The organism is Streptomyces sp. NBC_00335, assembly GCF_036127095.1.
Classification (GTDB): Bacteria; Actinomycetota; Actinomycetes; order Streptomycetales; family Streptomycetaceae; genus Streptomyces.
Genome location: NZ_CP108006.1, coordinates 8,156,697 through 8,173,955 on the forward strand (window position 1 = coordinate 8,156,697; position 17,259 = coordinate 8,173,955).

General features: G+C 73.6%; 18 protein-coding genes and 1 pseudogene. 9 read left to right on the top strand and 10 right to left on the bottom strand.

All coding sequences use genetic code 11. From position 1 onward, the window contains the following. Nucleotides 1-52: 52 nt before the first annotated feature. Nucleotides 53-820, bottom strand: a complete 768-nt coding sequence (locus OHA37_RS36825) for a 3-hydroxybutyrate dehydrogenase (RefSeq protein ID WP_266912075.1) — start codon at nt 818-820, stop codon at nt 53-55. Nucleotides 821-982: 162 nt separating this feature from the next. Between OHA37_RS36825 and OHA37_RS36830 the strand changes: the two genes are divergently transcribed. After that, nucleotides 983-1,696 (top strand): hypothetical protein, encoded by a 714-nt coding sequence (locus OHA37_RS36830; protein ID WP_266912078.1) that lies wholly within the window; start codon nt 983-985, stop codon nt 1,694-1,696. 71 nt (nt 1,697-1,767) lie between these two features. On the opposite strand, the gene OHA37_RS36835 is transcribed toward OHA37_RS36830, so the two are convergent. After that, nucleotides 1,768-2,742 carry a LysR family transcriptional regulator gene (locus OHA37_RS36835; protein WP_266912080.1) on the bottom strand — a complete coding sequence of 325 codons (975 nt, stop codon included), beginning with the start codon at nt 2,740-2,742 and terminating at the stop codon, nt 1,768-1,770. Between the two features lie 71 nt (nt 2,743-2,813). On the opposite strand from OHA37_RS36835, the gene OHA37_RS36840 reads away from it, so the two are divergent. Continuing rightward, the gene (locus tag OHA37_RS36840) at nt 2,814-3,650 is read left to right on the top strand and encodes an NAD-dependent epimerase/dehydratase family protein (RefSeq protein ID WP_266912082.1); all 837 of its coding nucleotides are present in this window, start codon (nt 2,814-2,816) and stop codon (nt 3,648-3,650) included. 83 nt (nt 3,651-3,733) lie between these two features. Here the strand turns inward: OHA37_RS36840 and OHA37_RS36845 are convergent. Both OHA37_RS36845 and OHA37_RS36850 read right to left on the bottom strand, forming a co-directional pair. Continuing rightward, a pseudogene (locus OHA37_RS36845) lies at nt 3,734-4,480 on the bottom strand (class I SAM-dependent DNA methyltransferase); the annotation flags it as partial. Between the two features lie 99 nt (nt 4,481-4,579). After that, entirely contained in the window at nt 4,580-5,326 is a 747-nt protein-coding gene (locus OHA37_RS36850) for a GntR family transcriptional regulator (RefSeq protein ID WP_266912086.1), read from the bottom strand. A 258-nt stretch (nt 5,327-5,584) separates the two neighbouring features. Between OHA37_RS36850 and OHA37_RS36855 the strand changes: the two genes are divergently transcribed. From OHA37_RS36855 to OHA37_RS36875, 5 genes are read left to right on the top strand one after another with little or no spacing between them, the layout of a single operon-like run. Beyond that, complete coding sequence (locus OHA37_RS36855) at nt 5,585-6,754, top strand: ABC transporter substrate-binding protein (RefSeq protein WP_443046267.1); 1,170 nt, start codon at nt 5,585-5,587, stop codon at nt 6,752-6,754. Then, entirely contained in the window at nt 6,754-7,662 is a 909-nt protein-coding gene (locus tag OHA37_RS36860) for an ABC transporter permease (protein ID WP_266912088.1), read from the top strand. The genes OHA37_RS36855 and OHA37_RS36860 overlap by 1 nt, the downstream gene beginning before the upstream one ends. Beyond that, nucleotides 7,659-8,693: an ABC transporter permease gene (locus tag OHA37_RS36865; protein WP_443046354.1), complete on the top strand. Its 1,035-nt coding sequence runs from the start codon at nt 7,659-7,661 to the stop codon at nt 8,691-8,693. Before OHA37_RS36860 ends, OHA37_RS36865 begins: the two co-directional genes overlap by 4 nt. Nucleotides 8,694-8,698: 5 nt before the next feature. Further along, nucleotides 8,699-9,832, top strand: a complete 1,134-nt coding sequence (locus OHA37_RS36870) for an ABC transporter ATP-binding protein (protein WP_266912092.1) — start codon at nt 8,699-8,701, stop codon at nt 9,830-9,832. Further along, nucleotides 9,829-10,494 (top strand): HAD family hydrolase, encoded by a 666-nt coding sequence (locus OHA37_RS36875; protein ID WP_266912094.1) that lies wholly within the window; start codon nt 9,829-9,831, stop codon nt 10,492-10,494. Before OHA37_RS36870 ends, OHA37_RS36875 begins: the two co-directional genes overlap by 4 nt. A 103-nt stretch (nt 10,495-10,597) precedes the next feature. Here OHA37_RS36875 and OHA37_RS36880 read toward each other — a convergent pair whose 3' ends face one another. The 3 genes from OHA37_RS36880 to OHA37_RS36890 form a co-directional block, all read right to left on the bottom strand. Next, nucleotides 10,598-11,221, bottom strand: a complete 624-nt coding sequence (locus OHA37_RS36880) for an HD domain-containing protein (RefSeq protein WP_266912096.1) — start codon at nt 11,219-11,221, stop codon at nt 10,598-10,600. A 79-nt stretch (nt 11,222-11,300) separates the two neighbouring features. After that, nucleotides 11,301-11,792: a hypothetical protein gene (locus OHA37_RS36885; RefSeq protein WP_266912098.1), complete on the bottom strand. Its 492-nt coding sequence runs from the start codon at nt 11,790-11,792 to the stop codon at nt 11,301-11,303. A gap of 64 nt (nt 11,793-11,856) precedes the next feature. After that, entirely contained in the window at nt 11,857-12,243 is a 387-nt protein-coding gene (locus tag OHA37_RS36890; RefSeq protein WP_266912100.1) for a cupin domain-containing protein, read from the bottom strand. A gap of 176 nt (nt 12,244-12,419) precedes the next feature. Between OHA37_RS36890 and OHA37_RS36895 the strand changes: the two genes are divergently transcribed. Next, nucleotides 12,420-13,190 carry a GntR family transcriptional regulator gene (locus tag OHA37_RS36895; protein WP_266912102.1) on the top strand — a complete coding sequence of 257 codons (771 nt, stop codon included), beginning with the start codon at nt 12,420-12,422 and terminating at the stop codon, nt 13,188-13,190. 22 nt (nt 13,191-13,212) lie between these two features. Here the strand turns inward: OHA37_RS36895 and OHA37_RS36900 are convergent, their stop codons facing one another. Together OHA37_RS36900 and tmpA are read right to left on the bottom strand one after the other, a co-directional pair. After that, nucleotides 13,213-13,806, bottom strand: coding sequence for a phosphonate degradation HD-domain oxygenase (locus OHA37_RS36900; protein WP_266912104.1), 594 nt, complete (start codon nt 13,804-13,806; stop codon nt 13,213-13,215). Then, nucleotides 13,803-14,912 (bottom strand): 2-trimethylaminoethylphosphonate dioxygenase, encoded by a 1,110-nt coding sequence (gene tmpA / locus OHA37_RS36905; RefSeq protein WP_266912106.1) that lies wholly within the window; start codon nt 14,910-14,912, stop codon nt 13,803-13,805. Before tmpA ends, OHA37_RS36900 begins: the two co-directional genes overlap by 4 nt. A gap of 335 nt (nt 14,913-15,247) precedes the next feature. Between tmpA and OHA37_RS36910 the strand changes: the two genes are divergently transcribed. Beyond that, entirely contained in the window at nt 15,248-16,321 is a 1,074-nt protein-coding gene (locus OHA37_RS36910; RefSeq protein ID WP_266913412.1) for a DUF2330 domain-containing protein, read from the top strand. A gap of 18 nt (nt 16,322-16,339) precedes the next feature. On the opposite strand, the gene OHA37_RS36915 is transcribed toward OHA37_RS36910, so the two are convergent. Further along, nucleotides 16,340-17,089: a phosphatase PAP2 family protein gene (locus tag OHA37_RS36915; protein WP_266912108.1), complete on the bottom strand. Its 750-nt coding sequence runs from the start codon at nt 17,087-17,089 to the stop codon at nt 16,340-16,342. Nucleotides 17,090-17,259 lie beyond the last annotated feature (170 nt).

The following is a 17,259-nucleotide window of genomic DNA, read 5'->3' on the forward strand; positions in this document are numbered from 1 at the left end:
GACCCACCGGCGCTCCCCGCGGCGCGGCGCACGGGCTGTCACCCGGACGGGGTCAGTTGGCGCTCCAGCCGCCGTCCAGGGGGAGCGAGGTGCCCGTCACGTAGCCGGTGTGCGGACCGCACAGCCACAGGGCGGCCGCCGCGACCTCCTCGGGCTCGATGAGCCGCTTGATCGGCGACCGCGTCAGCAGCACCTCGCGGAGCACGTCCCCGGCGTCGATGCCGTGTGCGGCGGCCTGGTCCAGGATCTGCCCCTCGACCAGGGGGGTGCGGACGTAGCCGGGGCTGATGCAGTTGCTGGTCACCCCGTACGGGGCCCCCTCGATCGCGGCGACCTTGCTCAGCCCCTCCAGGGCGTGCTTGGCCGCCACGTAGGCCGATTTGTACGCGCTGGCGCGCAGCCCGTGCACGCTGGAGATGTTGACCACCCGGCCCCAGCCGGCCGCGTACATGTGCGGCAGCACGTGACGCAGCAGCAGGAAGGGAGCGGTGACCATCACCTGCTGGATCAGCGCGAAGCGCTCGGGCGGGAACTCCGTGATCGGAGCGACGTGCTGGAGCCCGGCGCTGTTGACCAGGATGTCGACGCCGGCGGGCAGGCCCCCGATGGCGTCGGGATCGGCCAGGTCGACCACGTGGGCGTGCCCGCCGACGAGGCCGGCGACGGCCTCGGCCGCCGCCGCGTCCACGTCGGCCACGTGCACGGTGACCCCGGCCTCGGCCAGGGCCACCGCGCAGGCCCGGCCGATGCCGCTGCCGCCGCCCGTCACCAGGGCGACGCGCCCCGGCAGACCGGTGGGGGAGGGAAGTTCGCTCGTCATGGCCCGAAGCGTAGGGAGAGCCGCCGGTGGCGCCCACGGCGTCGCCCCCCATACCCGGAGCCGCCCGTATGGGGGTGATCACCATGGGGGCGGACGCGGAACCGGCGGAGCCGGGCGTGCGTCACAGCGGTGCCGATCCGGCACCGGAGTACGAGGGGGACGATGATGCGTCGAGTCAGCGACAGCTACCTGCGGGTGATGAAGGCGAAGGCCGCGGTGGCCGCGGCCGTGAGCGTGGGCGCCGCCGCCGTGCTGCTCACCGGCTGCGGAAAGGCCGTCGTGGCCGACCCGGTCGATCCCGGCGGGGCACCGGCCCGGCCCACGGCGTCCCAGCCGGCCGCGCCGGCCAAGACGGACGGGACCTGCCCCGTGGTCGAGCCCACCGAACCGCAGCCGACGCCGACGCTGATCGACGGCACCCCGGCCAACACTCCCGAGGGCGAGCGGCTCGCGCAGGCCATCGGGGGGCAGGGCTACGGCGCCTTCGCCGACGTCTACTCCACCCAGATCGTGGACCACCCGGTGGGCCGGGTCGCCCTCTGCGTCACCGACCTCGCCCGCGGCCGGCTCCTCCTGGCGGCGGCGCACGCGGCGGACCCGGAAGCGGACCCGGCCCGGGCCGACCTGTACCTGAGCACGTACTCGCACCGGACTCTGCTGGCCGCCGGAGACAAGCTGATCGGTCAGAAGCTCGGCTTCCCGATCTACAGCGTTTCCGGAAGCCACGGCGCGGCGGTCGAGGTCACCTCCACGAAGGAGGGCGCCGCGTCGGCGGAGTTCAAGGCGAAGCTGGAGAAGGCCACCGGGGGCATCCCCGTCGCCGTCACGGAGGGCGAGCAGCCCGTCCTGCTGGAGGGACCGCTGACCGCTCCCTGACCGGTGCCCCTGACCGGTGCTCCTTGACGGGCGGGCCCGGATCGGCGGCGAGGCCGCCTATGGGGGCCGGCTCAGCGGCGCACCGTCCCGGTCAGGGCCTCTGCCAGGGCCGCCGCGTAGGGATGGGGACGGCGGCGGCGCGGGGACAGCACCCCGATGTGCCGTGCGGGGGAGGGGGGTTCGACCGGTACGACGGTCACGCCGTCGGCACGCCGGTCGCGCTCGCCGCTCCCGCCCGGGCCCCCGCCCGCACCCCCGCCCGGCCCCCCGTCTCCGTCCGCGGACCCGTCCCCCGGCGGCAGGGCGACCCGGGGGATCAGCGCGACGCCGACGCCCGCCTCGACGAGGGAACGTGCGAAGAAGTAGTCCGTGGTGGAAGCCGCCACCCGGAGGGCGAAACCGGCCCGCTCCGCGTACCGGCGCAAGTACGCCTCGGTCTTGAGGCAGCCCAGCACCCAGCGGTCGGAAGCGAGTTCGGCCGGAGCGACCGACGCGCGCCCCGCGAACCGGTGCCCCGGGGGCAGGACCAGCGCCAGCGGGTCCTCCATCAGCGGCAGCCAGTCGAGCGCCGCGCCGGGGCGCAGCGGCAGCGGCCCGTCGAAGTGGTAGGTCAGCGCCAGATCGGCGGCGCCCGAGCGGACCAGGGGCACCGCCTCCTCCGGCTCGGCCTCCAGGACCGTCAGTTCCACCTCCGGATGCGCGGCCACGAACCCGGCGAGCGCGCCCGGCAGGAGCCGCCGGCCGCCGCTCACGAAGGTGGCGACCGTCAGCCGCGGCCGCTCGGCGGTGACCCGGTCGATCTCGTGGCGCACCCGGTCGAGCTCCGCTGACACCGCCTCCGCCGCCTCGACCAGCAGCCGGCCCGGCTCGGTGAGCGTGATCCCGCGGGTACTGCGGACGGCGACGGGGTGGCCGAGGCCGCGCTCCAGTGCCGCGATGTGCTGGGAGACGGCCGAAGGCGTCAGGAGCAGCGCCCCGGCGGCCTTGTTGAAGCTGCCGTGCTCGGCCACGGCACGCAGGATGCGCAGCCGCTGCACATCGATCATCAGTTTTCCTTACGACGAGAACAGTATTCCGGTAGTTCTGCTGGGGACGGTACAGCGGCAGAGTCCCGGACATGAAGAAGATCCTCGTCATCGGCGGAAGCCGCTACTTCGGAAAGCACCTGGTCACCCTGGAGCGGGACGCCGGGAACGAGGTGACCGTCCTCAACCGGGGCTCCACCGCCCCGCCCCGGGGCGTCGCCCACCTGATGGCCGACCGGGAGGACGAAGCGGGGCTCCGCGCGGCGCTGGGGGAGCGCAGCTTCGACGTGGTCTTCGACCAGGTCTGCTACACGCCCCGGCAGGCGGAGACCGCCCGCCGCGTCTTCGCCGGCCGCACCGGGCGGTACGTGATGACCTCGACGATGGAGGTCCACGACCCCGCGCCGCCCACCCCCGAGGCGCGCGCCTACGCCGAGGGCAAGCGGCGGGCCGAGGAGGTCCTGGGGGCGGAGCCCGCCTTCGGTCTCGCGGTCGTGCGCACCGCGCACGTACTCGGGGGCGGCCGGGCGGAGTTCACCGGCCGCCTCGCGCACTACGTCGAGCGGATCGGCGCCGGGATCCCGGTGGCCGTGCACGAAGCCCCGTACCCCACCTCCTTCATCCACCACCACGAGATCGCCCGCTTCCTGCACTGGGCGGGGGAGCAGGACTTCACCGGGCCGGTGAGCGCCGCCTCGCACGGGGAGCTCGACGTGCTCGGGCTGACCGCGGCCGTCGCCGAACGGGTCGGACGGGCGCCGCGCCTGCGGACCGTCGCGGCCGGGGGCGAGGCCTCGCCCTTCTCCTTCGACCGGGCCTACGCGATGGACAACGGCCGGGCCGCCGCGCTCGGCTTCCGCTTCGGGCGGCTCGCGGACTGGCTCCCCGAAGCCATCGCGGAGAGCGTTGCGGCGCTCCGCGCGGGCTAGAGCGCCCGGGGATCCGCGGGGAGTTGCGCGACGGCGCCCGTGCGGCCTTCCCCACCCTCGGGCGTGCACTGATCTGCCTGCGGTGGCTTGCGCCACACGGAGATGTGCTTCGCGGAGTCCTGGGTGAACGGCGCCCCGTCCCAGCCGGCGGCGCGGCGTTCGAGTTCGAGCCCGGCGATCCGTGCCATCAGGTCGAGCTCGGCCGGCCAGGCGTACCGGTGCCGGGAGTTTTCGCGGCGGTAGCGGGCGTCGTCGCCCTCGCCGTCGCCGTCTCGGGTGAAGTGGTGCGAGACGAGGATCTGTTCGACCAGGTCGAAGGTGTCGAAGCCGAGGTGCTCCTCGGACACGTCGAACGGCACCGCGGCCTGGCCGGGCGGCAGGCGCCGCAGCGACGGCACGCCCAGCTCGATGACGAACCGGCCGCCGGGCTTCAGGTGGCGTGCGGCGTTGCGGAAGCACTCGACCTGCTCGTCCTGCGTGAGCAGGTTCGTGATGGTGTTGTAGACGAGATAGACCAGGGTGAACTCGCCTGGTACGACGGTGGTCGCCATGTCACCGATGACGACCGGCAGCGTGTTCTCGTCGGTCTTGCGCCGCAGCACCGCCGCCATGTGCTCGGACAGTTCGATGCCCACCACCGGCACGCCGCGTTCCCGGAGCGGGACGCCCACGCGTCCGGTCCCGATGGCGAACTCCAGTGCCCGGCCGTCGCCGGCGAGCTCGGCGAGGAAGTCCAGGGTCGGTCCGAGGGCGGCGGCAGAGGACTTCTCGGCCTCCTCGGCGTCGTAGCGGTCGGCGGTCTCACGGGTCCACAGCTCACTGCTCGTCACGGGCGGCCACTTTGCCGGGGGACGGAGGACGCTGTCGACGCATTTACGGTCCGGAGGCCGGCCGCGGGGTGAGGCGACTGGCCCTGGGCGGCCACGGCACTAGCGGTCCCCGGACCGCCGCTCCAGTGGAGTTGCTACTGCCGAGTTGTTCACACTGAAAGTGACGCTTCCGGCACGGTAGCGGTCGTCGGACCACTCGATGGGGCGGCCCGTGCGGGTCGCGGAGACGTGCCGCTGGCGCAAAAGCGGGCTGCCGCGGCGGATTTCCAGCAGCCGGGCGTCCTCGCTGCCGGCGGGCAGGGCGTCGATGAGGTGCTCGCCGTAGTGGGCGACGATGCCCGAGTCGTTCGCCAGCCCGTCCATCACCGAGCGGCAGTCCTCGGGCATCGCTTCGACCGCCGCCGCGACCCAGTCGGCGTAGGCCGTCCGTTCGACCATCGTGGGCTCCCCGTCGAGCAGTCGGAGCCGCAGGACGGCGAGGATCTCCGTGCCGTCGGGCAGGGCCAGCCGCCCCGCTTCCTCGGCGGTGGCCGGGCGGCGGGTGCGCGACAGGAAGCGGCTCGCGGCCTGGTGGCCGACCCCCTCGGCCCACTGGGCGAAGCTGTTGAGCTCGCCGAAACTGTGCTTGCGCTCGTGGCGCAGGACGATCCGGCGGGCCCCCTGCCGGGAACCGATCAGCCCCTCGGCGGCGAGCGTCGCCACGGCCTGGCGGACGGTCCCGCGGGAGGCCGACCAGAGCGCCGCCAGATCGCTCTCCGAGGGCAGTTGGGCGCCCACCGGGTACTGGCCGGAGAGGATCGCCCGGCGCAGCGCCTCGGCGATCTCCAGATACCGCACCGTCCCCATGTCGTCCCCGTCCCCGTCCCGTCAGTGCCGTCGGCGTAGTCGGTCTTCGTCCTGCCCGCCAGCCTAGGCATGTGGGTGTTCGAAGATCATCATGCGGGTCCGCGGTCACGATCGGATCCGGCCAATCCCGGTCTTCGTCGAGACGTGCACCGCGCGACAGGCTCCGTTCACCGTCCGTACAGTGCCCCAGGGCGAACTGGAGCCAACTTGTTCAGACAAGTGAACCACCTGCCATGGATCCAGTCTCCGGGAGAGACCGTGCTCAGTTCCTCCGCCCGTCGCGGTGCGGCCGTCCTGCTCAGTGCCGCCGTGCTCACCACGCTCAGCGCGTGCGGCGCCGCACCCGACAACGCCGCCGGCTCCGCCGGTGGCGACGGCAAGAACAAGACCCAGCCCGGCGCCGCCACCTCGGTCGCCGACTTCGGCGGCCTGGAGGGCCTCGTCGCGGCCGCCGAGAAGGAGGGCGAGCTCAACGTCATCGCGCTGCCCGCCGACTGGGCGAACTACGGCGAGATCCAGAAGGCGTTCGCGGCCAAGTACCCCAAGGTCAAGATCAACGCCGAGAACCCGGACGCCTCCAGCGCCGACGAGATCGCCGCGGTCAAGTCCCGCAAGGGCCAGACCCGCGCCCCCGACGTCCTGGACCTCGGCATCGCCTTCGCGCGCAGCGGCGCCGCCGAGAACCTCTTCGCCCCGTACAAGGTCACCGCCTGGGACCAGATCCCCGCCGCCCAGAAGGACGCGGACGCCCGCTGGTACAACGACTACGGCGGCTACGTCTCCATCGGCTGCGACGCCGCCCGCATCCCGAACTGCCCGCAGTCCTTCGCCGACCTGGCCAAGCCCGAGTACAAGGGCAAGGTCGCCCTCAACGGCAACCCGACCAAGTCCGGCTCCGCCTTCGGCGGCGTCTACGCGGCGGCCCTCGCCAACAAGGGCTCCTTCGCGGACGTCCAGCCCGGCATCGACTTCTTCGGCCGGCTGAAGAAGAGCGGCAACTTCATCCCCGTCGAGTCCACCCCGGCCACCGTCGAGAAGGGCGAGACGCCCATCTCGATCGACTGGGACTACCTGAACGCCGGCTACGCCGAGCAGTTCAAGGGCAAGGGCGTCGACTGGAAGGTGGCCATCCCCACCGACGGCGTCTACGCCCAGTACTACTCGCAGGCCATCAACAAGGACGCCCCCCACCCGGCGGCCTCCCGCCTGTGGATGGAGTTCCTGTACAGCACCGAGGGCCAGAACCTGTGGCTCAAGGGCTTCGCCCGCCCCGTGCTGCTGCCCGCCATGACCCAGGCCGGCACCGTCGACAAGGAAGCCGTCACCAAGCTCCCGCAGGTCCAGGGCACCCCGTCCTTCCCGGCCTCCACCGAGCTGGACAAGGCCAAGGCCACCCTCGCCGAGAAGTGGGACAAGGCCCTCAGCTGATGTCCGCCTCCTCCACCCTCCCCCACTCGACGGGGACCGCCGGCGGCGGCACCACCCGCCGCCGGCGGCGCGGCCCGCGCACCTGGCTCGCCGCCCTCCCGCTCCTCGTCTTCACCGGACTGTGCTTCGGCGTCCCGCTGGGCGCCATCGCCTTCGGCGCGGTCACCCGTACGGACCCGGCGAGCGGCGCCACCGAAGCGACCGGCGAGCACCTGGCCCGCTCTCTCCAGGGGCCCTACCTCGGCTCGCTCATCGGCAGCGTCCAGCTCTCCGCCCTCACCGCACTCGTGGCCGGAGTGCTCGGCGTCCTCATCGCGCAGGCCGTCGTCACCTCCCCCTCCCGCGCCCTGCGCGGGGCGACGCTGACCGCCTCCGGCGTCCTCGCCAACTTCGGCGGGGTCCCGCTCGCCTTCGCGTTCATCGCCACCGTCGGAATCTCCGGGGTCGTCACCCAGCTCGCCGACCTGACCGGCCTCGGCTGGAACCTCTACTCCTTCACCGGCCTCACCGTGGTCTACCTCTACTTCCTGACCCCCCTCATGGTGCTGGTGACCGTCCCCGCGCTGGACGGACTGCGCCCGCAGTGGCGCGAGGCCGCCCAGAACAACGGGGCGAGCGGATGGCAGTTCTGGCGCCACGTCGGCCTGCCCGTCCTCGCGCCCTCCCTGCTCGGCGGGTTCGTGCTGCTCTTCGGCACGGCCTTCGCCGCGCACGCCACGGCCGCCGCCCTCGTCGGCGGCTCCGTCCCCCTGGTCACGCTCAAGATCGCGGACGCCCTGTCCGGGAACGTGCTGACCGGCCAGGAGAACGTGGCCCTGGCCCTCGGCCTCGACATGATCGTGATCGCCGGCCTGGTCATGGCGGTCTACCTGCCCCTCCAGCGACGGAGCGCCCGATGGCTGCGATGACCCCGACGCCCACCCCGAACGACGAGGCCTCCTCGAACGACGAGACCCCCTCGGCTGCCGGTCCGGCCGTCGCCGCCCGGCACGGGGACCGGGACCGGCAGGAACCCGCGGCCCGCACGCCGCGCCGGCTGCGCCCCCGCTCCCGGCCCCGGGTGTGGCGCGGAGCCGTCCTCGCGCTCGCGGGCGCGTACTTCGTCCTCCCGCTCCTCGCCTCCTTCGTGTTCACCGTGCACGTCCCCGGCCAGGGCATCAGCTTCGAGGCGTACACCCAGCTGCTCTCCGCCGAAGGGTTCACCGAGAGCCTGCTGCTCTCGCTGGGCCTCGCCGCCGCGACCATCGCCGCGTCGCTGCTCCTCGCCGTGCCCGCGCTGGTCGCCGTACGCATCGGCTCGCCGCGGCTGCGCCCGGTCGTGGAGGTGATGTGCATGATGCCGCTGGTCGTGCCGCCCATCGCCCTGGTCACCGGTATCACCACGGTGCTGCGCTGGGGTCCCGAACACCTCTCCAGGACCCCGCTCTACCAGACCTTCCTCGCGGTCCAGAACCCGGATTTCCCCGTCGTCCTGGTCCTCGCGTACACCGTGCTCGCTCTGCCCTTCGTCTACCGCTCCCTCGACGCGGGCCTGCGCGCCGTCGACGTCCCGACCCTGGTCGAGGCCGCCCGCAGCTGTGGCGCGAGCTGGCCGTACGTGGTCCTGCGCGTGATCCTGCCGAACCTGCGGGCAGCCCTCGCCGGAGCCGGATTCCTCACGCTGGCCCTGGTCCTCGGCGAGTTCACGATCGCCTCGCTGCTCGGCTTCCAGCCCTTCGCCGTGTGGATCGTGTCGATCTCCGGAGCGCACGCCCGCATGTCGGTGGCCGTCTCCGTCCTCAGCCTCCTCATCACCTGGCTGTTGCTGCTCCTCCTCTCCCGGGCCGGCACCACCCCCACCACCGTGTCCGCCGGGCCCTCGCGCGGCTCCGGAACCTCTCGCACCTCCCGCACCTCCCGCAGTTCTCGTACCTCCCGTACCTCCGGCAAGGAGTCCTGACCCGCATGTCCCTCACCCTTCCCGAGGCAAGGAAGTCCGCGGAAAGCGAAGCGGCCCGAGGCGGAGCGCGCGTCGAATTCCGCGGCCTGCGCCGGGCGTTCGGCTCCACCGTCGCCCTCGACGGACTCGACCTCACCATCGAGCCCGGCGAACTCGTCGCCCTGCTCGGCCCGTCGGGCTGCGGAAAGACCACCGCGCTGCGCGTCGTCGCCGGCTTCGAGCAGCCCGACTCCGGCGAAGTGCTCCTCGACGGAAAGGACATCACCCGGATTCCGGCCAACCGCCGCGACGCCGGCATGGTGTTCCAGTCGTACAGCCTCTTCCCGAACCTCAACGCGCGCGACAACGTGGCCTTCGGCCTGCGCGTGCGCAAGGTCGGAGCGGCCGCGCGCCGCGAGCGCGCCGCCGAACTCCTCGACCTCGTCGGCCTGCCCGACCACGGCGACCGCTACCCGCACCAGATGTCCGGCGGCCAGCAGCAGCGCGTCGCGCTCGCCCGCGCCCTCGCCCTGCGCCCCCGCGTCCTGCTGCTCGACGAGCCGCTCTCCGCGCTGGACGCGAAGGTACGGTCCAGCCTGCGCGAGGAGATCCGTCGGCTCCAGCTCTCCCTGGGCATCACCACCGTGTTCGTCACGCACGACCAGGAGGAGGCCCTGTCCATGGCCGACCGGGTCGCCGTGCTCAACGCGGGCCGCCTGGAGCAGTGCGCCGCCCCCGCCGAGCTGTACGAGCGGCCCGCGACCCCGTTCGTCGCCGAGTTCGTCGGCACCATGAACCGGCTCCCCGGACGGCTGTCCGGATCCGGGACGGTCGAAGTGGCCGGCTCCCGGCTGCCGGTGGACGGCCCGGTGCCTTCGACCCCGGACGTCGAGGTGCTCGTACGACCTGAGAACATCACGGTGACGGCGGCAGCCGAGGGCGCGGCCACCGTCGTATCGGCCTCGTTCTTCGGGTCGGTGACCCGGCTCCACCTGGATCTGCCCGACGGCATCCGGATCAAGGCCGACCTGCCCTCGCGGGAGGCAGGAGCCCTCGTACCGGGCGCGCGGGCAGCCGTGGGCCTGGCCGAACGCCCCGTCCTCGTCGTCGCCACCGCGGCCGCCACGGCCACCGCCTCAGCCCCAGGGGAAGCTTCATGACCGGACTCGCCGCCGTCCTCTTCGACATGGACGGCACCCTCGTCGACACCGAGGTCCTGTGGTGGCAGACCACCGCGGAGATCGCCGCCGGCCTGGGTTACGCCCTGACCGACGCCGACGCGCCCGAGGTGGTCGGCCGGGCGGTGGAGGACACCGCCGCTCACCTCGTACGGGTCGCCCGCGCGGGGGACGCCGAGGAGGTGGCGCGGGCCCTGACCGACAGCTTCTTCGGCCGGGTCGAGGAGGGTGCGCCGCTGCGGCCGGGCGCGCAGCGGCTGCTGACCGCCCTGGAGGCGGAAGGCCTGCCGTTCGCTCTGGTCAGCGCCTCGCCGCGGGTGGTCGTGGACTCGGTGGTGGGCGGCTCGCTGGCCCACGTCCCCTTCGCCTTCACCGTGTCCGCCGACGACACGTCCCTGACGAAGCCCCACCCGGACCCCTACCTGGCCGCCGCCGCCCGCCTGGGCGCGGAGCCGTGGAACTGCGTGGCGGTCGAGGACTCCCCGGACGGCGCCGCCTCCGCGGAGGCGGCCGGCTGCGGGGTCCTGGTGGTCCCGTCCCTGCTGGAGGTCCCCCCGTCGGCGGTACGCACCTTCGCGCCCTCCCTCACCGAGGTCACCCCGGACACCCTGCGGGCCTGCCTGGCGGTGGCGTCGAGGGTCTGACGGGGCGGGGTCACCCGGAGTCGCGGGACCGGCGGATCAAGCCGGACATCGCCGGTCCGGCTTGATCGGGCCCGGCCCGACCCCTGGAGGGCGTCAGGTCCCTTCAGGCCTCCAGGGGGTGCGGGTCCGCCAGGATGCGTTCGGCGAGACCGCCCCGTACGGACGCGGCCGGGGAACTCTCCGGCTTGCGGGCGGCCTGGTCACGGAAGCAGGCCAGGAACTCGTCCGCGAGGCCCTCACGGGGGTACCGGGCCAGTACCTCCGCCCGGAACGCGGCGGTGAAGTCGTCCGCGTTCCGCCCGGAGATGTCCGTGCCGGTGGCCCGCTCCAGCAGATGGCCCTCCGGGTCCTCCCGCACGTCCACCGCGTCCCACATGTGCCGCACGATGACCTCGTGCAGCCGCTGCCGGCGCTCCACCGGCCAGCCGGCCCCGGCGCCGAACACCCAGGCCACGTGCCCGCCGGCCTCGTCGAAGGCGACGGTGTGGCTGTCGAACTCCGGGGCCAGCCCGATGTCGTGGAGCAGCGCGGCCACGTACAGCAGCTCGGCATCGTGCTCGATGCCCCGGTCCGCGGCGTACTTGGAGGCCCACAGGTAGGACCGCACCGAGTGGTTCAGCAGGGCCGGGGTGCAGTAGGCGGTGGCCACTTCGAGCGCGGCGGCGCAGGCGGCGGTGCCGGGGGCGGCGGGTACGGTCAGTGCTTCGCGGGACGTTTCGATGGTCATGATCCGGAGTATGCCGACCAACCTCGGTCGATCGACATCCATTTCGATCACTGAGACCCGAACCGCTCCGGCCACAGCACTAGACGGTGAGGTCGAGCAGGCTCAGGATTCCGTCCGCGTAGGCGGCCGATTCCGAGCCCGGGCGACGGGTCGCCGTGTCGCGCAGTCCGGGCAGGCCGGAGCGGATGTGCGCGGCGCACTGGCCGTACAGGCCGGCCTCGTGCGAGGAACCGTCGTCCTCGGAGCCCAGGAGGCGCAGCAGCGCCCACAGCAGGGCCTCGCGCGTCGACTGCCGGGGCGGCCCGGCGAACCAGACGGCCATCAGGACCCCGCACACCGCAGGTGCGGGCGGCCGCAGCACTCCGGTGTGGAAGGCGTGGCCCTCCAAGGCGCGGAACGCGGCCGGGTGTCCCTCGGCCGCGTCCCACAGGGTGTCCGCGAGGTGGCCGAGATGCCCCGCCGGGCGACCGCAGCCGCATTCGATGGAGTTCCAGTCGTGCCGGGCGATCTCCCGGGCCACCGCGTCGGGCACCAGCGGGCTGGTGCGGGGCTGCTTTTCCGTCGTTCTCACGGGAGAAGTATGGGATCAGGCCGGTGGCCCGTCCAGAGCGGCCCGCCCGAAGGGGACCCCGAGGTCAGCCCGCGTGCCCCTGGCAGCCGCAGCCCTTCGCCGCGGCGCGCGGCAGGCCCTCGGTGAACTCGCTCTGGGAGAACACCGCCAGGACCGTGGCCGGCTCGGCGCCGTGGTTGACCAGGGTGATCTCCTTCCCGGCCGGCAGCATCGCGAAGGTGCCCGGGGTCACCGTCTTGGCGCCACATCCGCAGGAGGCCTCCACCGCCCCGGCCACGCCCGTCAGCAGCAGCTCGGACGCCCCGTGCGCGTGCGCCGGGACCGTCCCGCCGGCCGGCACCTGGATCCGGACCGCCGCGAGCTCGCGGAAGGGACCGCCCTCGGGGTCGAGGCGCAGCGCCGGGCCGCCGGTGGTGGTGTCGGGAGTGGTGTCGATGGTCATGCCGAACATGGATGGTTCCTCTACGCGTTGGTGCGCGGCCCCGCCGTGCGGGCCGGGCCACGGCCACCGGTCCTTCCGGTCACGTTTCGAATTTAGACGACGCTCATCATCTCAATACCGGGCGGAACGTCCCGACCTCCCGGGCCTTTCGGCTCGCCCGGGCCGGGTCATGACAGGCTGGCCCCGTGAACGAGGCACCGCGCGACCCAGCACCCAGGACACCGCTCTACCTGAGGGTCGCCGGAGACCTGCGGACCGCCATCACCGCGGGCGAGTACGGGTCCGGCGCGCGACTGCCCGCCGAGGACGAGCTCGCCCGCCGCTACGGCGTCTCCAGGGGTACGGTGCGCCAGGCCCTCGCCGCCCTGCGCACCGACGGGCTCATCACCTCGCGGCGCGGCACCCGCCGGGTCGTCCTCGGAGGCGGCGCGGGGGAGGCCGGGGGAGTCGCGGAGCTCCGTAGCTTCACCCGGTGGGCCCGCTCGCTCGGCGAGGAGCCCGGAGGGCGGACCGTAACCGTGGACCGGGGCGAGGCCGACGCCGAGGAGTCGGAGCGGCTGCGGATCGACGCGGGAGCCCCCGTGTACCGCGTGCTGAGGCTGCGCACCCTGTCCGGGGCCCCCGTGATGATGGAGCGCACGACGTACCCGGAGCCGGTCGGCGCCCTGGTCGCCGGCATGCCGCCGGACACGGTCTCCTACTCCGAGCAACTCGCCCGGCACGGAGTCCTCTTCGCCGATGCCCACCACACCATCGACATCGCGGCGGCCGACGCGGACGACGCACGGCTGCTGGGCTGCCCGGAGGGCGAGGCCCTGCTGCGCGAACGGCGCCGCTCCACCGACCCGGCGGGGGTTCCGGTGGAGTGGTCGCAGGACCGGTACCTGCCGGGAACGGTGGCCTTCACCGTGCACACCTCGGCCGCCAGCGCGCTGGGCCGGCTGCTCGGCACCTGACCGGACCGTGCTCCGCCCTTGATCAGCTCGCGATCAGGAGCCCCTCCAGCAGCGGCCGGAAGTGGTCGAAGTCCGGGGTGGCCAGTTCGGGGTCCTTGGCCTGCTCGTCCCAGCGCCGCACGGCCACCGCGTCGGCCGCCCCCGGCAGCGCCTCGAACGCCCGCGCCTGCTCGGCGGTCATCGGGCCGCCCTGGACCCGCAGCGTGTGCACGGAAGCCTCCGACAGCAGGTCGAAGTAGCCGGGCTCGGCCGTGCACAGGTAGCGCTTGGCGGCCACGTGCAGCCGGACCGGCTCGGTCACCTCCGGCCCGAACCACCGGGCCAGCCAGTCGGCCCCGGTGTGGCTGTGCCGGTTGTCCTGCCCGCCCTCCATCAGGTCGCGGCCGGTCACGGTTCCGTGGAAGTGCCCGATGTCGTGCAGCAGCGCGGCCGCCACCAGGTGGGCGGGGGCCCCGGCCGCCTCGGCGAGGGCCCCGGCCTGGAGCATGTGCCCGGCCTGGGTGACGGCCTCGCCGAAGTACTCGGCGCTGCCCTCGCCCTCGAAGAGGCGGGCCAGCGCGTCGATGGCGCCGGCCCCGGGGAGGTCGCGAGGGACGGCGGTGTCGTGGGCTTTCACGCGCAGGCTCCTTCGCGGCGCAGGACGGCGAGGGTGGAGAGCAGCCCGTCGAGATCGGCGTACGTCCCCTGGAGGTGGCGTCCGCCCGATTCGGCGAAGGCGGTACGGGCGTGCAGCAGGCGGGTGTTGTCGAAGACCACGCAGTCACCGGGCGCGAGCCGGAAGTCGAGCCGCAGCTCGGGCCGCTCCAGCAGCTCGCCGAAGAGGCGGTAGGCGGCGTAGAACTCCTCCAGCACGGACGCGGGCTGGTGCAGCGTGGAGATGGAGCGGTTGTTGAAGCGGACCTCGCGGATCCGCCCGAGCGGGTCCACGCCGATCAGCGGCCGGTGGGCGCGCAGTTCGCAGTGGGCGTCGGCGAAGGCGAACTCCACCGGCACCCGGGTCAGCACCTCGAAGGCCTCCGGTTCCCGCTCGCGCAGCAGCGCCGCGGCGTGGAAGCCGTCCACCAGACCGGAGTCGCCGCCCCGGGCCTCGTTGCGCAGGCAGTGCAGTAGCTGGAGGGTCGGTACGGGATCCCGGTAGGGGTTGTCGGTGTGCGGGGTGATCAGCGCACCGGTGAAGGCCAGGTTGTTGGGGTCGGCCTCCACGCGGACCTCGAAGAGCTCCCCGTAGTTCGTCTCGCGGACGAAACCGAAGGTGCGGGCCACGTCCAGCACCATCCGGTCCCGGCACGGGACCTCCCGCAGGAGGGCGAAGCCCAGCCGGACCACGCTGTCGAGGACCTGCCCGCGGACCTCGCGCGAGCCGATGTACGCGTCCCAGCCGGCCTGTGGGATCCGCCCGTCCAGGTCCGCCGCGGCCCACAGCTTCTTGTCCGCCTCGGTCCGCCCGTCCCCGGCCGTGCGGTACGCCGGTCCGTCCGGGGCGTGGGCGTCGAGCCACCGGGCCGGGTACACGGAGCGGTGGCCGTCCGGCCGCCACACCACCTCCCAGCCGGGCCCGCCGTCGGGGGCGGGCGCCTCGCGCACGGCGCCGACGGCCAGGCCGGCGGGCAGCTCGGTGATCTGGAACAGCTTCTGGCCGGTGCGCGGGTCACGGCACTCGGCACAGGGGCAGTTGTCGCGCAGCCAGGGCGCGGGCGGGCGGGTGATCGCCGGTACGGACATCGTGGCTCCTGCCAAGCTCGGGAAAGTTGTATATACAACTCTGAGGTGCCCGCAGCGTGGCAGGGAGAGGTGACCTGGAGATGGCGCACAGGTGACCGGAACCGGATCGGGGCGGCGGCCGTCTGAGACCGGGGCTGACAGGCCCTGGGGGGCTGCCCGCGGACCAATGCGCCGCGGGCTGATGAGCGGGGAGCGTGGGGGAGACGGTGCGGGCGGCAAGGGTGAGGGCGGCGAACGTGGGGACAGCAAGCGTGCCGGCGGTGAGCGTGCGGACGGGAAGCGTGCGGACGGCGAGCGTGCGGGCGGCCGCGTGGATCAGGCGAAGGGCGGGACTCCTGCTGTTCGCGCTGCTCGCGACCCAGTTGGGGTCCCTCGTCAGCCCGGCCTACGCCTGCGGCTGCGGGGCCATGGTCCCCGACGGCAGCTCCCGGTTCGGAGTCTCCCGGGAAGCCTCCGTGGTCCGCTGGGACGGCCGGACCGAGCAGGTGGCGATGCGGTTCACGGTCGGGGGCGATGCCAAACGGGCCGCCTGGATCATGCCGGTCCCGGGGCGGGCCACGGTGCGCCTCGGCGACGGCGGGCTGTTCTCGCAGCTGGTGGACCTGACCGGACCCGAGTACCGCACCCGCACCTACTTCTGGCCCCGCCGCGGTGACTGGCCCCTCGACTCCGGCCGGGGAGACACGGCCGGGGCCGCGCCGCCCGGCAGCGGTGAGCCGCGGGTCGGCGTCGTCGGCCGGGAGCAGCTCGGCGACTTCGACGTGGCCCGCCTGACCGCCACCGACCCCGGGGCGCTGGGGGACTGGCTGGAGGCCAACGGCTTCGTGCTCCCCGACCGCCTCTCCGCCGAGCTGGAGCCGTACGTGGACCAGCGCTGGGAGTACGTCGCCGTACGGCTCGCCCCCCGCGAGCCGGGTGCCACCCTGCGCGGCACCCTGGACCCGCTCCTGATCCGCTTCGAGAGCGACCGGCTCGTCTACCCGATGCGGCTGTCGCGGCTGGCCGCCACCGCCCAGTCCCTGGGCCTGTACGTCCTGGCGGAGCACCGCATGGAACCCGTCTCCGCGATCGGCGGCAACGCGCCCGAGGTGACCTTCGCCGGGCGGATCACCCCGACGGGACCGGTCGCCGCGTTCGCGGGCGCGGAGCCGGTGTTCCTGACGGCCATCGACCAGAGCTTCCCGGTCCCGTCCCGGATCGACGGCGACCACGAACTGCGCGCCGCCGCCGCGGACGCCCCGTACCGCAGGGTCGAGTACACCGACGAGCTGCTCACGGCCGGCGGCGTACCGGTCTGGATCCTCGCGTTCGGGGGCGCGCTCGCGGTGGCCGCCCTGGCGGCCGTCCTGACCGCGCTGCGGCTGCGACGCGGCCGGACGGCCACCGTGCCGGGGAGTCCGCACGTGTAACCGGCGCGGCTCCTGCCGTCAGCGGGCGGCGGATTCCGCTTCCGCCGGCCGCCGCCGGGTGCGCGCACGCTCCGCGCCCCGCCCGGCCTCCCGGGCCAGCGCCGGGGCGCAGAGCCACCAGGCGACCAGCCCGGCCCCCGCTCCCGCCACCGCCCCGGCGGCGGTGTCGCTGAGCCAGTGCGCGTGCAGCCAGGTGCGGCTCCACATCATCGCCAGCGTGAACACCGCGCCGCCGATCCACCACGCCCGGCGCCGGGCCGCCGGGACGAGGAGCGCGCCGACGATGACGACCAGGAGCGCCGCACTGGCAGCGTGCCCGGAGGGGAAGGATCCGTGGTCGACCCGGACCAGCGGATTCTCCGGGCGCGGCCGGTCCACCAGGTGCTTGAGGCTCTGCACGACGAGCATGTTTCCGGCCATGTAGACGAGGAAGAGGAACCCTGCCGACACCCACCGTCGGCGGACGAGCAGGAAGAGCAGCAGGGCGAGCGGGACGACGGCGCCCACCGGGCCCCCGAACCAGTTCAGCAGCGTGGCGACCACGGAGGGGAACCCCTCGTGCGGTCCGCCCATCCAGGTCAGCCAGCGGTCGTCGAGGCCCTGGAAGGGCGGCCGTGCGACGTCCCTGCGGACGACGAGCGCGAGCGCGGCGGCGGATCCGAGCAGCGCGATTCCGAGGGTGAGGAGGCCGGTGCTCCTGCTGCCCGGGTCCGTCGCGGACGCGGCTGCGCCGGCTTCGAGGGGTGGGTCGACGGGGATCGTGGACATGGCTGTGCTGCCTCTCGCGGCGGGTGGAAAAAGAGGGGGAACGAGGGGAATGAGGGGAACGCGGGGAAGGGGTGGCGCGTGCAGGAGGTGTGGCTGGTCGAGGTGTGGCCACATCTCGTGCTTACACGTGTAATCAGGGAATGTAGCCATGCCTTTCCCGCACCACAACC

Excerpts from the sequence above, each read along its gene's own strand:
- OHA37_RS36875 (WP_266912094.1), top strand. The coding sequence starts at position 9,829 with ATGACCGGACTCGCCGCCGTCCTCTTCGACATGGACGGCACCCTCGTC.
- tmpA (WP_266912106.1), bottom strand. The coding sequence starts at position 14,912 with ATGTCCGTACCGGCGATCACCCGCCCGCCCGCGCCCTGGCTGCGCGAC.
- OHA37_RS36880 (WP_266912096.1), bottom strand. The coding sequence starts at position 11,221 with ATGACCATCGAAACGTCCCGCGAAGCACTGACCGTACCCGCCGCCCCC.
- OHA37_RS36825 (WP_266912075.1), bottom strand. The coding sequence starts at position 820 with ATGACGAGCGAACTTCCCTCCCCCACCGGTCTGCCGGGGCGCGTCGCC.
- OHA37_RS36865 (WP_443046354.1), top strand. The coding sequence starts at position 7,659 with ATGACCCCGACGCCCACCCCGAACGACGAGGCCTCCTCGAACGACGAG.
- OHA37_RS36915 (WP_266912108.1), bottom strand. The coding sequence starts at position 17,089 with ATGTCCACGATCCCCGTCGACCCACCCCTCGAAGCCGGCGCAGCCGCG.
- OHA37_RS36890 (WP_266912100.1), bottom strand. The coding sequence starts at position 12,243 with ATGTTCGGCATGACCATCGACACCACTCCCGACACCACCACCGGCGGC.
- OHA37_RS36860 (WP_266912088.1), top strand. The coding sequence starts at position 6,754 with ATGTCCGCCTCCTCCACCCTCCCCCACTCGACGGGGACCGCCGGCGGC.
- OHA37_RS36830 (WP_266912078.1), top strand. The coding sequence starts at position 983 with ATGATGCGTCGAGTCAGCGACAGCTACCTGCGGGTGATGAAGGCGAAG.
- OHA37_RS36850 (WP_266912086.1), bottom strand. The coding sequence starts at position 5,326 with ATGGGGACGGTGCGGTATCTGGAGATCGCCGAGGCGCTGCGCCGGGCG.
- OHA37_RS36835 (WP_266912080.1), bottom strand. The coding sequence starts at position 2,742 with ATGATCGATGTGCAGCGGCTGCGCATCCTGCGTGCCGTGGCCGAGCAC.
- OHA37_RS36870 (WP_266912092.1), top strand. The coding sequence starts at position 8,699 with ATGTCCCTCACCCTTCCCGAGGCAAGGAAGTCCGCGGAAAGCGAAGCG.
- OHA37_RS36840 (WP_266912082.1), top strand. The coding sequence starts at position 2,814 with ATGAAGAAGATCCTCGTCATCGGCGGAAGCCGCTACTTCGGAAAGCAC.